Annotated in this window: 13 protein-coding genes; 3 read left to right on the forward strand and 10 right to left on the reverse strand. The window is 65.7% G+C overall.

Annotation, left to right across the window (positions count from 1 at the left end; translation table 11 throughout):
* Nucleotides 1–90: 90 nt before the first annotated feature.
* The 3 genes from AC1DW2_RS14430 to AC1DW2_RS14440 form a co-directional block, all read right to left on the reverse strand.
* Nucleotides 91–243, reverse strand: coding sequence for a hypothetical protein (locus tag AC1DW2_RS14430; protein WP_207794746.1), 153 nt, complete (start codon nucleotides 241–243; stop codon nucleotides 91–93).
* 197 nt (nucleotides 244–440) lie between these two features.
* A complete protein-coding gene (locus tag AC1DW2_RS14435) occupies nucleotides 441–1,067 on the reverse strand; it encodes an HAD family hydrolase (RefSeq protein ID WP_477006384.1) in 627 nt (208 codons plus the stop codon).
* Between the two features lie 13 nt (nucleotides 1,068–1,080).
* Nucleotides 1,081–2,214 carry an alpha-hydroxy acid oxidase gene (locus AC1DW2_RS14440; RefSeq protein WP_477006385.1) on the reverse strand — a complete coding sequence of 378 codons (1,134 nt, stop codon included), beginning with the start codon at nucleotides 2,212–2,214 and terminating at the stop codon, nucleotides 1,081–1,083.
* Nucleotides 2,215–2,521: 307 nt separating this feature from the next.
* Here AC1DW2_RS14440 and AC1DW2_RS14445 point away from each other — a divergent pair, with 307 nt between their 5' ends.
* On the forward strand, nucleotides 2,522–3,859 hold the full coding sequence (locus tag AC1DW2_RS14445; RefSeq protein WP_028149630.1) for a S41 family peptidase: 1,338 nt from the start codon (nucleotides 2,522–2,524) through the stop codon (nucleotides 3,857–3,859).
* A gap of 90 nt (nucleotides 3,860–3,949) precedes the next feature.
* Here AC1DW2_RS14445 and AC1DW2_RS14450 read toward each other — a convergent pair whose 3' ends face one another.
* Entirely contained in the window at nucleotides 3,950–6,682 is a 2,733-nt protein-coding gene (locus tag AC1DW2_RS14450) for a bifunctional diguanylate cyclase/phosphodiesterase (RefSeq protein ID WP_477006473.1), read from the reverse strand.
* A 311-nt stretch (nucleotides 6,683–6,993) separates the two neighbouring features.
* Here AC1DW2_RS14450 and AC1DW2_RS14455 point away from each other — a divergent pair, with 311 nt between their 5' ends.
* Nucleotides 6,994–7,158 carry a Flp family type IVb pilin gene (locus AC1DW2_RS14455; RefSeq protein ID WP_028149628.1) on the forward strand — a complete coding sequence of 55 codons (165 nt, stop codon included), beginning with the start codon at nucleotides 6,994–6,996 and terminating at the stop codon, nucleotides 7,156–7,158.
* Here the strand turns inward: AC1DW2_RS14455 and AC1DW2_RS14460 are convergent.
* From AC1DW2_RS14460 to AC1DW2_RS14470, 3 genes are read right to left on the reverse strand one after another with little or no spacing between them, the layout of a single operon-like run.
* The gene (locus AC1DW2_RS14460) at nucleotides 7,139–8,395 is read right to left on the reverse strand and encodes an MFS transporter (RefSeq protein ID WP_477006386.1); all 1,257 of its coding nucleotides are present in this window, start codon (nucleotides 8,393–8,395) and stop codon (nucleotides 7,139–7,141) included. The genes AC1DW2_RS14455 and AC1DW2_RS14460 overlap by 20 nt on opposite strands.
* The gene (locus AC1DW2_RS14465; RefSeq protein WP_477006474.1) at nucleotides 8,392–8,748 is read right to left on the reverse strand and encodes an amidase family protein; all 357 of its coding nucleotides are present in this window, start codon (nucleotides 8,746–8,748) and stop codon (nucleotides 8,392–8,394) included. Before AC1DW2_RS14465 ends, AC1DW2_RS14460 begins: the two co-directional genes overlap by 4 nt.
* A complete protein-coding gene (locus tag AC1DW2_RS14470; RefSeq protein ID WP_477006387.1) occupies nucleotides 8,679–9,692 on the reverse strand; it encodes an amidase in 1,014 nt (337 codons plus the stop codon). Before AC1DW2_RS14470 ends, AC1DW2_RS14465 begins: the two co-directional genes overlap by 70 nt.
* Before the next feature lie 139 nt (nucleotides 9,693–9,831).
* Here AC1DW2_RS14470 and AC1DW2_RS14475 point away from each other — a divergent pair, with 139 nt between their 5' ends.
* Entirely contained in the window at nucleotides 9,832–10,425 is a 594-nt protein-coding gene (locus AC1DW2_RS14475) for a CGNR zinc finger domain-containing protein (protein WP_477006388.1), read from the forward strand.
* A gap of 12 nt (nucleotides 10,426–10,437) precedes the next feature.
* Here the strand turns inward: AC1DW2_RS14475 and moaC are convergent, their stop codons facing one another.
* From moaC to trpD, 3 genes are read right to left on the reverse strand one after another with little or no spacing between them, the layout of a single operon-like run.
* Nucleotides 10,438–10,956, reverse strand: a complete 519-nt coding sequence (gene moaC / locus AC1DW2_RS14480) for a cyclic pyranopterin monophosphate synthase MoaC (RefSeq protein ID WP_477006389.1) — start codon at nucleotides 10,954–10,956, stop codon at nucleotides 10,438–10,440.
* A gap of 1 nt (nucleotide 10,957) precedes the next feature.
* The gene (gene trpC, locus AC1DW2_RS14485) at nucleotides 10,958–11,776 is read right to left on the reverse strand and encodes an indole-3-glycerol phosphate synthase TrpC (RefSeq protein WP_477006390.1); all 819 of its coding nucleotides are present in this window, start codon (nucleotides 11,774–11,776) and stop codon (nucleotides 10,958–10,960) included.
* A gap of 7 nt (nucleotides 11,777–11,783) precedes the next feature.
* On the reverse strand, nucleotides 11,784–12,797 hold the full coding sequence (gene trpD, locus AC1DW2_RS14490; RefSeq protein WP_166341966.1) for an anthranilate phosphoribosyltransferase: 1,014 nt from the start codon (nucleotides 12,795–12,797) through the stop codon (nucleotides 11,784–11,786).
* Nucleotide 12,798 lies beyond the last annotated feature (1 nt).

Genomic DNA, 12,798 nt, shown 5'->3' on the forward strand with positions numbered 1-12,798 from the left:
CCGCCCCGGCATGATCCAGAAGGCGAGACAGACCGGTACGAGGATGGCCATGGCGAGGACGAGAAAGACGAGAGCCACGGCCAGCATCGGTCAGCCCCCCGGCTGCTTGTACGGACTGACGTCCGGCGCTGCGGGGCCCTGATCCTTGTCAGGCAGCGGGTCGGCCTGGGATTTCAGGTCGGCGGCCTTGCTGATCAGTTTTGCGGAAAGGTCAGAATCCGAGGTGGTTCTGGCGAATTTCATCAGCAGAGAGGCCTGCTTGGTAAGGTAGGTTTTGCCTAACACGATGATAAGCCCGATGTAGAATTCCCAACGGACTCATGAGTCCTGAGAGGGGCAATCGTTCCGGGAACTCTGTATAAAAATGCACAAAGGGTTTTGGTTCCTTGCCCCCGGGCAGAATAGTTCCATTCGCGGCCCGTCGGCTTGCCGGCCAGAGATCAGATTCCGAGCGCCTTGAGGGCGTTCCCGACGTCGCGGGGCGAGGTCACGTGGACCGTGGTCAGGCCGCGCGACCGCGCTCCTTCGATGTTCTCGGCAAGATCGTCGAAGAACACGATGCGGTTCGCCGGCACGCCGATCGCGGCCACGACATGGTCGAAGGCCTCCAGGTCCGGTTTGCGCAGGCCGATGCTGGACGACAGATACAGCTCGCGGAAATGGCCGAGCAGGCCGGCATATTCCTTCGAGAAGTGGTCCACATGCGGCCGGTTGGTGTTGGAGAAGGCGTAGAGCGGCAACTGCTTCGCCGCGCGCGGCAGCAGCTCGGCGATATCGGGCATCTCGCCGGCGAAGATTGCGTTCCAGCCCTCCAGGAACTGCGCGTCCGAGATGCCGATCCCGAGCGCGACACGCAGCGAGTCAAAATAGGCCTCGTCGCTGATCTTGCCGACCTCGTGCAGCCGGTAGGCTTCGCTGTCCCGCACATAGCGCGCGACGATGGCTTCCGGCTTGCAGCCGGCATGTCCCGCCCAGCAGGCGATCGCCTTGGAGAAATCGATGTCGAGCACGACGCGCCCGAGATCGAACAGGAGCGCGTCCGCGCTGCCGGGAGAGAGCGAGCTCATTGCATCCTTTCACTCAATATCGATAGGGGTCGTGGTCGAACAGCGGGAACGCGCTGAACACGCTCGGCGCATTCGTTGCGGTCGCCTGGTGCAGGCAGGACTTGTCGACCTCGGCGAACGAGGTGGCGCCCAAGAGGCCGAGGCAGCGCAGCACCTCGTCCTCGAGCAGCTCCAGCGTTCGCCTCACGCCGGCCTCGCCGGCCGCGGCCAATGCCCAGCATTGCAGCCGGCCGATGCCGACCATGTCCGCGCCCGCCGCGATCGCCTTCACGATGTCGGTGCCGCGGCAGAAGCCGCCGTCGACCATGATCTTGGCGCGTCCCTTCACGGCGTCGACGATCTCGGGCAGCACATGCATGGCACCGCGGCCGTGATCGAGCTGGCGGCCGCCATGGTTGGAGACGTAGATCCACTCCACGCCGTGATCGACCGCGATCCGGGCGTCCTCGGCGGTGGCGATGCCCTTCAGGATGAGCGGGATCTTGAACTTGTCCTTGATCATCTTCACGGTCCGCCACTCCAGGCCCTTCTGGTAATCGCCGCCGGTGGCGCGCAGGCGGCTCTCGCGAACATAGCGCTTGGCAATGTCACGTTCGCGACGGCTGTAATGGGCGGTATCAACGGTCAGGCAGAAGGCGGCGTAGGCGTTCTTCTCGCTCCGGCTGACGACATCGGCGACGAAATCGTCGTCGCCGCGCACATAGAGTTGATAGAGCCGCAGCGCATCAGGGGCGGCCTCGGCGGTCTTCTCCAGGCCGGGCTCGGACACCGAGCTCAGCATGTGCGCCGCGCCGAAGGTGCCGCAGGCGCGGGCGACGCTCGCCGCGCCATCCGGATCGAAGATCTCCAGTGCGCCGACAGGGGCCAGCACCACCGGCAGCCGCATCCTGCGTCCGAACAGCTCGACCGAGCCGTCGACCTCGCGGACGTCGCGCAGCACGCGCGGCCGGAAGGCGATCTCGTCGAGCGCCATGCGGTTGCGGCGCATCGTGGTCTCGGTCTCGGCGGCGCCGACGATATAGTCCCAGGCGTTCTGGTTGAGGTTGGCGCGCGCCTTGCGGATGAATTCGTGCAGGTTCTGGAATGGCTCGGCGCTGGCGCCGAGTTCGACGTTCCTTTCCGGCCGGATGCGGGGCGCGTCATTCATTGTTGTCCTCCCGAGAATTTGAAGCGTTATTGTCATCGCCTATCGTGTCCGGCCCTCCAAAACCATCCTAAAATCGCATAGCTGAGAGGCGTGGGCCGGCCGGCCGATTCCCGCGTTGCGCGAAACGGTTTCGGAACGTTGCCAAAAGTTTAGGCCCGGGCGAAGGGATTTTTACGATGTACCCGCCAGCGTGGCGTCCCGGCCTTGAAGAAACCAGAATGGTATTGTGAACAGCGGGCTGGATCGCCATTTGCATGGCGCCTCACAAGCCCAAAGCAAAGCTCCAAGCAAGAAGGCCAGTCTATCCATGCGGAAAAACCTGCTGTTCCCCCTGGGCGCACTCACGGGAGCGTGTCTAACCCTTCTGGTCGCCAGCCCGCACGGTGGAGTATGGGCGGCACGGGCGGCAGCGAGCGCGGATGATGCCTATTCCCGGCTCAATCTGTTCGGCGAAGTGTTCGAGCGGGTGAAGGCGAGCTATGTCGAGAAGCCCGACAATTCCAAGCTGATTGAGGGTGCGATCACCGGCATGGTGACCTCGCTCGACCCACATTCACGCTACATGAACGACAAGGCCTGGACCGAGATGCAGGAGACCACCTCCGGCGAGTTCGGCGGGCTCGGCATCGAGGTCACGATGGAGGACGGCCTGGTCAAGGTCGTCTCGCCGATCGACGACACGCCGGCGTCCAAGGCCGGGATCATGTCCGGCGACCTCATCAGCAAGATCGACGGCGATGCCGTGCAGGGCATGACGCTCGAGCAGGCCGTCAACAAGATGAAGGGGCCGGTCGATACCCAGACCAAGCTCACCATCGTGCGCAAGGGCGCCGACGCTCCGCTCGACGTCGCGATCAAGCGCGAGATCATCCATGTGCGTCCGGTGCGCTTCCACGTCGAGAACGGCGACATCGGCTATATCCGCGTCACCTCGTTCAACGAGCAGACCACCGACGGCCTGAAGAAGGCGATCGCGTCGATCTCCAAGGAGGTCCCGCCGGAGAAGCTGGTCGGCTACGTGATGGACCTGCGCAACAATCCGGGCGGCTTGCTCGACCAGGCCGTCTCGGTGTCGAGCGCCTTCCTTCAGCGCGGCGAGGTCGTCTCGACCCGCGGCCGCAATCCCGAAGAGACCCAGCGCTTCACCGCCCATGGCGGCGACCTCACCAAGGGCAAGCCGCTGGTGATTCTGGTCAATGGCGGCTCGGCTTCGGCCTCGGAGATCGTCGCCGGCGCGCTGCATGACCACAAGCGTGCCACGATCATCGGTACGCGCTCGTTCGGCAAGGGCTCGGTGCAGACCATCATTCCGCTCGGCGCCGGCAATGGCGCGCTGGCGCTGACCACGGCGCGCTACTACACGCCGTCGGGCCGCTCGATCCAGGCCCAGGGCATCGCGCCCGACATCGAGATCCTCCAGGATGTGCCGCCAGAGCTGAAGGGCCGGATGGACACCATGGCGGAGTCCCAGATGCGCGGCCATCTGCAGGCCGCCGACGGCACCGAGCAGACCGGATCGCAGTCCTACGTCCCGCCGGAAGAGAAGGACGACAAGGCCCTGCATGCGGCCTACGACTTCCTGCACGGCGTGACCGCGAATGCGGTCGCCGCCAAGCCTGCGCCGAAGGCGGCGGTACCGAACTAAGCCTTACGACGTCCAGATATCGCCCGGGAGCGGATGACCGCTCCCGGGCGAATTCGTGCGGTGACGCTTCCAATTGTTGGGAAGACCGCCCTAGCTGGCCTCGCGGCGCCGGCTTCCTTCGCCGCCGCGCTGGGCGAGGCGGCTGCGGTGCAGCGCGAACAGCTCCAGCACCTTGTCGGCCGGTTTTGCGGCACTGAACAGGTAGCCCTGCATCTCTGAGCAGCCGAGCGCACGGAGCAGGCGCTGCTGCTCCTCGGTCTCGACGCCCTCGGCCGTGGTGGTCATGCGGCGGGCGGCAGCCAGGTTGACGACGGCCTGCACGATGCTGGCGGAGCCGTCGGGACCGGCGATGTCGCTGACGAAGCAGCGGTCGATCTTGATCTTGTCGAACGGGAAGCGGTGCAGATAGCTCAGCGAGGAGTAGCCGGTGCCGAAATCGTCGAGCGCGATCCGCACGCCGATGGCGCGGAGCTGATGCAGGATCGCAAGCGCGGTGTCGTCGTCGCGGATCAGCACCGCCTCGGTGATCTCGAGCTCGAGCCGGCTCGCCGGCAAATCGGAGGCGGCAAGGGCCGCCATGATCTTCAGCGCCAGCGTGCCGCTCTTGAACTGCACCGGCGAGACGTTGACGGCGAGGCGGATATCGTCGGGCCAGTTGGCGGCATCGCGGCAGGCCGTGGCCAGCACCCATTCGCCGATCTCGTTGATCAGGCCGGTGTCTTCGGCGATCGGGATGAACTCGGCGGGCGAGACCATGCCGCGTTCGGGATGGCGCCAGCGCACCAGCGCCTCGCAGCCGGTGATGCGGTCGTCCTTCAGGGCGAGGCAGGGCTGGTAGTAGACCTCGAGCCCGCCTTCGAGCCCACCTTGGGCGATGGCATGGCGCAGATCGATCTCGAGCTGCCGCCGTTCGCGGACCTTGGCATCCATCTCCGGCTCGAAGAAGCGATAGGTGCGGCGTCCGGCGGCCTTGGCGGCATACATCGCCATGTCCGCGTTCTTCAGGATCTGGTCCAGCGCGGTGCCGTGTCGTGGCGCCAGCGCGATGCCGATACTGGCGTCCGTGGTGAGATGATGGCCCATGCAGTCGAACGGCGCGCGGATGGCCTGGAAGACCCGCGCGACGAGCTCGTTGACCTGCTCCAGCGACGTCACCGCGCTCTGTACGATGGCGAATTCGTCGCCGCCTAGCCGCGCCACGAAGTCCTGTGGACCCGCGCAGCGGCTGAGGCTCGTCGCGATCGATTTCAACAGCTCGTCGCCGACGAGATGGCCGAGTGCGTCGTTGACGCCCTTGAACTCGTCGATGTCGATGTAATGCACCGCGATCTCTTCGCCACCGGCGATGGCGGCGAGCTCCGCGCGTAGGTGCTCGTGGAACATGGTGCGGTTGGGCAGGTCGGTCAGCGCGTCGTAATGGGCGAGGTGGGTGATGCGCTCCTCGGTCCGCCGGCGCTCGGTGACGTCTTCGTGGGTCGCCACCCAGCCGCCGTCAGCGAGCGGCTCGTTAAGGATGTGGATCGAGCGCCCGTCGGAGGTGTCGACCACCATGGAGTTGCGCACATGGATGTCGCGCAGCACACGGACGACATAGTCGCCGATGTCGCCAGTGAACGAGCCGGTCGCCTTGCGGTGGGCGATGATGTCGTGGAAGCTGGAGCCGGGCTTCACCACCTCGGCTGACAGGCCGTACATCTCGATGTAGCGCTGGTTGCAGATCACCAGCCGCCGCTCGGCATCGAACAGCAGCAGGCCCTGCGTCATGTTGTTGACGGCGCGGTCGAGGCGCTGCTTCTCCAGCGTCAGCCGCTCGCGAGAGGCGCGGTGCTGCTCCAGCAGCTTGCGCACGATCGCGATCAGCACGCCCGCGATGGCGAGCGCGGAGGCGCCCGCAACCGAGATCAGGATGCCGATCTGCTCGCGCCAGTCCGTCAGCGCCGCCGCGCGCGTCGTGGTGGCCATCATCAGGATCGGGAAGTGGGGCAGGGCGCGCGAGGAGATCAGACGGTCTTCTCCGTCGACGGGGCTCATGATGCGGCCGGCGAAGTGATCGAGCCCGAAGATCCTCTGCTGCTCGAACGGGCCGGTCTTGAAATTCCTGCCCATCTGCTCGCTGGAATGGGGATAGCGAGCGAGCAGCGTGCCGTCGCGATGCAGCATCGAGATCGAGGCGCCTTCGCCGAGCACGACGGAGGCGAAGAACTTCTCGAAATTGGCCGGTTCGATGCCGCGTCCGACCACGCCCATGAACTCGCCGTTCGGTCCCACGATCTTGCGCACGATCAGGATGGTCCAGGCGCCGGAGACGCGGCTGTGCACCGGCTCGATCAGCACGTTCGGCGAGTAAGGATCGTATTTGAAAGTGCGAAAATAGGCGCGATCGGCGACGTTCACTTTGGGGGCCGGCCACGCCGTCGACGAGTTGATGAGATTGCCTTCGGCATCGATGATGTTGACGCCGCCCATGTAGGGCAGCGCCTCGATCTTGGAGCGCAGCATCCGGTGGACGTCCTGGCCGGAGAGGCGTTTGCGATAGTCCTCGGCGCTTGCGATGCCGGTTGCGCGGACGTGGTCGACGAAATCCTTCTGGATGACCGCGAAATCCTGCAACTGCTGATCGAAATGATGAGCGAGCAGCAGCACGGTGTTTTCCAGCTCGCGCCCGCTGTTGCGCAGCGCACGCTCTCGGAAATTCTGCGCCATCAGGACCGAGCCAATGGCGATGGCCGCGATCAGCAGCGTGCCGCCCACCACCAGCCAGCGGATCGGTCCGCTGCGCACGAAGACCTGGTCAAAGAGGCGACTGCCGTATTTCGTCATCATGTCGATCGTTGCCGCGCACACGTCAGGATCGCTTCTTGATCCCGAGAACATCCGTTGGTTTACGAAAACGATATGGAGGCGAAGTTAGGAAGCGCGGTTAATGCGACATGAACGGCCGCGTACAAAAGCAATCGATGCGCGCGACGCAAGACGTGCAGGAATTGCCGGACTCTCTCGCGATGCCGGTCAATTCCTGCCGGTCGTGCCACGGTCAACCAAGGCTTAACCATCTAAGATGTTGGCGATCCTCGAGTCGGCATTGGCACGTGATTTGCGAACATGCCTGCCAGCGACACAGAGAGGACACGACGATGACAAACACCTTGAAGAACTTCCTCGCCGACGAGCGTGGTGCGACCGCGATCGAATACGGCCTGATTGCCGCCGGCATCGCGCTGGCCATCATTTCCGTCGTGAACGGCATGGGCTCCAAGCTTAACGCCAAATTCGGGTCGATCAGCTCTTCGCTGCGCTGATCGCGTGGGCTCCGCTGCGCGCCAATATCGCCGCCACGATCAGCGCCGCGACGACGTTCGCCGCGGCGCTGATCAGGATCGGCAAGGTATAGCTGTGGTTGACGTCGTAGGCGAAGCCGGCCGCACTCGGGCCAACCAGCGTGCCGAACGCCACGCTGGTGTAGAGAATACCGATGATTCCGCTGACATTGCGTCCGCCAAAATAGTCCATGACCACAGCGGGCAGCACCGCGACCCAGCCGCCGTAGAACACGCCGTAGACGAAGGCAAAAGCGGCGAGGGTCCAGACATCGGCGGCGATGGCCCAGATCGCCATCGCCAACGCCATTCCGACCAGGACCATGATGAGCGAGCGGTCGCGGCCCATCCGGTCGGCGAGCGCGCCGAGAAAGAAGCGGCCTGCGGTGCTGCCGGCCCCGATCACGCCGAGCAGCAGCACCGCAGAAGACGCCGCGACCCCGTGGTCGCGCGCGTAAGGCACGAGATGGACGAATGGGACGAAGGCGCCGAACGAGCAGACCAGACACGATACGTAGAGGGCGACGAACCGCGTCGACCGGACGGCCTCGCGCACCGAAGCGCCGCCGGCATTGCTTGCGCCCGCGGCCTCGCGAGGCGGATCGCCGTCGGGTCCGAGGCCGCGGTGCTTCGGATCGTTCTCGATCAGCAGCGACGCTCCGCCGCCCAGCACCAGCGCGATCGCGCCCAGCACCAGATAGGCGCCGCGCCAGCCCACCGATGCGATCAACAATGAGGCGAGCGGCGGCATCGCCAGCGTACCGAGCCCGATGCCGCTCACCGCGAGCCCGGAGGCAAAGCCGCGGCGTTTGACGAACCAGCGTTGCACCGCGCCGATCGCGGGAACATAGGCGCAGCCGAGGCCGAGGCCGACGCCCAGCCCGTAGGCGAGATAGACCTCGACAAGGGAACGTGCCGCGCTCGCCGCCGCAAGTCCGACCGCGATCAGGATCATGCCGGCGATGGCCAGCGGACGCGAGCCGAGCCGGTCGGCGAGGGGACCGCTGACGAGTCCGAGCGCGAAGTACAGAAAGCCCGCAATCGAAAACACGAGCGAGATCGAACCGCGCGAGGCGCCGAAATCGCGCTGGAGCGGCTCCAGAAATGCGCTGAACGTGTAGGCGGAGCCGAAGCCGACGAACATGACGGCAAATGCCGCTGCGACGACGAACCAGCCATGGAAAATGCTTCGCTGAGCGAGCGTGGATTGAACGGTCAATGCTGCCTCCGCGAGCTGAGGGAAGGATGGCGACGATGCCAGGACGTGGCACGCTGGAACGCCGCGCCGGCGCGCACGAGCATGGCCTCGTCGAGATGAGCGGCGACGAGCTGGAACGCGATCGGCAATCCGTCTGCCGATGCACCACCCGGTAGCGTGATCGTGGGATGACCGGTCATGTCGAACGGGCAGGTGTAGCGCTGCAGCTTCGCGATCAGATCCGGCTGCTCGCCGAGCGTCTGGATCATGGCGAGCGTCACCGGCGGGAACGGGTGTACCGGGATCAGCAGCAGGTCGATGGTCTCGAACAGCGCGGTGACGCGGCCGCGCAGCGCCAGCCGCCGCAGCAGGATCTTCTGATAATCGAGAGCGGAGAGCGACCGGCCTCGATCAGCGAGGCGAGCATCGGGCCATACTCGTTCTTGCGGGCAGGATAGGTCGCCTCGTGCGCGACCGCCAGCACGTGTTGTGTCTTAACGTCCACGTCGTCGCTGTTCCAGGCGGCATCGACGCCGATCCGCAAGCTTCGCACGTTCTGTGCGGCCGCGGCCAGATAGTCGGGCACCGGATTGAACACCGAGGTGGGGTCGTTGGGGTCGTGTCCGGCAATGACGCCGAGCAGCGCGCCCGCATCGGCCGCGCTGCGGCCGATCGGTCCGACATGGTCGAGCGTCGCGGCCAGCTCGAAGGCGCCGTGTCGGCTGACGCGACCCCAGCTCGGCTTCAATCCGGTCAGCCCGTTGGCGGCGCAGGGCCAGCGGATCGAACCGCCGGTGTCGGAGCCGAGCGAGCCGAAGCAAAGCCCGGCAGCGGTTGCGACCGCCGAGCCACTGGACGAAATGCCCGGCCAGTAACTCGCATTCCACGGATTCTTCGGCGGCATCACCAATGGATGGTGATCGGAATAGGCGCCCTCGGTGAGTTGCAGCTTGCCGAGTATCACGGCGCCTGCGTCCTTGAGCCGGCGCACGACGGTTGCGTCTTCGTGGGGACGAAAGTCGCGATGAAGCATGGTGCCGGCCGCCGTCGGAATGCCCTTGGTCCAGAACAGGTCCTTGAGCGCAATCGGCACGCCATGCAGCGGCCCCCGATACCGGCCTTGTGCGATTTCGGCGTCCGCGGCTTTTGCCTCGGCGATGGCCGTTTCTGCCATCACGTGAACGTAGCTGCCGAGATCCCGGTCCATGGCGTCGATACGGTCGAGTTGCGCGCGCGTCACGTCCAGCGCGGAGATGTCGCGCGCCTTGAGGCGTGCTGCGAGCGCGGTGAGTTCGAGATAGTGCAGGGCGTCGGCCATCGGTTCGGGGTCTCCGTTCTGGTGATCGCAATGGGCGCTCGATCCCGAAGGATTCGACACTAGTATAATTAGGATACAGGTGTCGCTTGCTGTCAACCAGTAAATCTGTTTTACTGGTGTTCCAATCTTTGGTGTCCCGATGTCGAAAGAGTCTCGCAAATTCCAGGTTCCCGACACGCTGGCGAACGTCTACGATTTCGCCAACACGCTCGATGTTCGCCACTTCATGCATTTCGGCGTGGAGCACCCGGAGAGCGATGAGCTTGGCGGGCCGAAGGAACTTGCGGACTGGATGCGGGAACGCGGCCTTGGCGCCGAAGGCGGGCGTGTCACGCCCGCGATGTTTGAGACCGCGCTAAGACTGCGCGGCGCCTTGCGCGCCTATCTGCAATGTGAGCCCGCCGAGCGGCCCCGGAACAGGAGCGTTCTCGGCACGCTCAATGAGGCGCTCGCGCCGTTTCCGTTGCGGGTGGAGGCGCGCGCAGGCCGTGGCGCGATGCTGTCGGCAGCGCGCGAGGATGCGCTCGCAGGCCTCTCGGCCATCGCGATCGAGCTTCATGACGCGACGCTTGTGGGAACGCTGGACCGGCTGAAGATGTGCGCGTCGGAGGAATGCCGCCGGGTGTTCTTCGACCGCTCGAAACCATCGACGCGGCGGTGGTGCATGTCGACGCTGTGCGGCAACCGGATGAAGACGCGCGCCTATCGCGAGCGGCAGCGCGAGGTGAAATAGATCACGCGGCGTTCAGGCGCGGTAGTGGCCCGACTTGCCGCCGAGCTTCTCGACCAGATGGATGCCCTCGATGCGCACGCCGCGTTCGACCGCCTTGATCATGTCGTAGATGGTGAGGCAGGCGACCGACACCGCCGTGAGCGCCTCCATCTCGACGCCGGTCGGGCCCGTCACCTTCACGCTGGCGCGGACGAGGCAGCCTGGCAGTTTCGCGTCGGGCTCGATGTCGACCGTGACCTTCGACAGCGCGAGGGGATGACAGAGCGGGATCAGCTCCGAGGTGCGTTTGGCGGCCATGATGCCGGCGATGCGCGCGGTGCCGAGCACGTCGCCCTTCTTGGCGTTGCCCGAGACGATGAGATCAAGCGTCGCCTTGGTCATGACGACGTGGCCTTCGGCGACCGCGAGCCGCTCGGTCGCGGGCTTGTCCGACACGTCCACCATCCGCGCCTCGCCGGAGGCGCCGATATGGGTGAGAGCAGGGCCGGCTTTCGCTTTGGATTGCCTGGCCTTGGCGGGCTTGCGCGCCATGTCAGCGCGTACCCGCCACGCGCGCAGTTTCACGCGCGAGCAGCGTGCGCGTGGCGGCGGTCACGTCGGCCTGGCGCATCAGGCTCTCGCCGACCAGGAAGGTCGACATGCCGACGCGCTCGAGCCGGGCGAGATCGGCGGGCGTGAAGATGCCGCTCTCGCCGACCATCAGCCGTTCCGCTGGGATCAGCGGCGCCAGCGTCTCGCTGGTCGCGAGCGTGGTCTCAAAGGTGCGCAAATTGCGGTTGTTGACGCCGATCATCGGCGAACGCAGCTTCAGCGCACGGTCGAGCTCGGCGCGATCATGGATTTCGATCAGCACGTCCATGCCGTAGGCGAAGGCGGCGTCCTCGAGGTCCTTGGCGGTGGCGTCGTCGAGCGCGGCCATGATGATCAGGATGCAGTCGGCGCCATGCGCGCGCGCCTCAATCACCTGATAGGTGTCGAACATGAAATCTTTGCGCAGCACCGGGAGCGACGTTGCCGCGCGCGCCGCCACCATGAAATCGAGATGGCCCTGGAACGAGGGCGTGTCGGTCAGGACCGACAGACAGGCCGCACCGCCGGCCTCATAGGCCTTGGCGAGCAGCGGCGGATCGAAATCGGCGCGGATCAGCCCCTTCGACGGCGAGGCTTTTTTGACCTCGGCAATCAGCGCGTGGTCGCCATTGGCGTGCTTGGCCTTGATCGCACGCACGAAGCCGCGTGGGGCTCCTTGTGCCTCGGCTTTGGCCTCGACTTCCGAGAGCGGCTGCGCGCGCTTGGCGGCTGCGATCTCGTCGCGCTTGTAGGCTTCGATCTTGGTCAGGATGTCAGACATGTCAGGTTCAGCCGTTCGAGACCGCGATCAGATGCTTCAGCCGCGCGCTCGCCGCGCCGCTGTCGAGCGACTTCGCACCGATCGCAACGCCCTCCTTGAGGTCCTTGGCGCGCCCGGCCACGACCAGCGCAGCGGCGGCGTTGATCAGCGCGACGTCGCGATAGGGGCTCGGCTTGCCGTCGAGCACGCTCTGCAAGGCGATCGCATTGGCGTCGGCGTCACCGCCCCTGAGCGCACCGGGATCGCAGCGCGGCAGGCCGGCGTCCTCCGGCGTCACCTCGAAATTCCGGATCTCGCCATTATGGAGCGCGGAGACGAAGGTCGGGCCGGTGAGGGTGATCTCGTCGAGACCGTCGGAGCCATGCACCACCCAGGCGGATTCCGAGCCGAGGTTTTTCAGCACCTGTGCCAGCGGCTGCACCCATTGCCGCGAGAACACGCCGACCATCTGCCGCTTGACGCCGGCCGGGTTCGACAGGGGGCCGAGCAGATTGAAGATCGTGCGTGTCGCAAGCTCGACCCGGGTCGGGCCGACGTTCTTCATCGCCGGATGGTGGGCAGGGGCGAACATGAAGCCGATGCCGCATTCGCGCACACAGCGGCCGACCTGCTCGGGCCTGAGGTCGATCTTCACGCCGAGCGACGCCAGCACGTCGGCGGCGCCCGAGCGCGACGACAGCGCACGGTTGCCGTGCTTGGCCACCGGCAGGCCGGTGCCCGAGACGATGAAGGACGCGCAGGTCGAGACGTTGACCGAGCCGGAGCCGTCACCACCGGTGCCGACGATGTCGACGGCGTCCGCGGGCGCGTCGACCGTGAGCATCTTGGAGCGCATCGCCGAGACCGCGCCGGTGATTTCGTCCACGGTCTCGCCGCGCACCCGCAGCGCCATCAACAGGCCACCCATCTGCGAGGGCGTGGCCTCGCCGGACATCATGGCGTCGAAGGCGGAAGCTGCTTCGTCACGCGACAGGCTGGCGCCGGTCGCCACTTTTCCAATGATCGATTTCAGGTCGTCCATC

Source organism: Bradyrhizobium sp. P3_C3, from assembly GCF_056402655.1.

Coding starts and splice junctions, on each gene's coding strand:
- AC1DW2_RS14430 (WP_207794746.1), bottom strand. CDS start 243: ATGAAATTCGCCAGAACCACCTCGGATTCTGACCTTTCCGCAAAACTG.
- AC1DW2_RS14435 (WP_477006384.1), bottom strand. CDS start 1,067: ATGAGCTCGCTCTCTCCCGGCAGCGCGGACGCGCTCCTGTTCGATCTC.
- AC1DW2_RS14440 (WP_477006385.1), bottom strand. CDS start 2,214: ATGAATGACGCGCCCCGCATCCGGCCGGAAAGGAACGTCGAACTCGGC.
- AC1DW2_RS14445 (WP_028149630.1), top strand. CDS start 2,522: ATGCGGAAAAACCTGCTGTTCCCCCTGGGCGCACTCACGGGAGCGTGT.
- AC1DW2_RS14450 (WP_477006473.1), bottom strand. CDS start 6,682: ATGATGACGAAATACGGCAGTCGCCTCTTTGACCAGGTCTTCGTGCGC.
- AC1DW2_RS14455 (WP_028149628.1), top strand. CDS start 6,994: ATGACAAACACCTTGAAGAACTTCCTCGCCGACGAGCGTGGTGCGACC.
- AC1DW2_RS14470 (WP_477006387.1), bottom strand. CDS start 9,692: ATGGCCGACGCCCTGCACTATCTCGAACTCACCGCGCTCGCAGCACGC.
- AC1DW2_RS14475 (WP_477006388.1), top strand. CDS start 9,832: ATGTCGAAAGAGTCTCGCAAATTCCAGGTTCCCGACACGCTGGCGAAC.
- moaC (WP_477006389.1), bottom strand. CDS start 10,956: ATGGCGCGCAAGCCCGCCAAGGCCAGGCAATCCAAAGCGAAAGCCGGC.
- trpC (WP_477006390.1), bottom strand. CDS start 11,776: ATGTCTGACATCCTGACCAAGATCGAAGCCTACAAGCGCGACGAGATC.
- trpD (WP_166341966.1), bottom strand. CDS start 12,797: ATGGACGACCTGAAATCGATCATTGGAAAAGTGGCGACCGGCGCCAGC.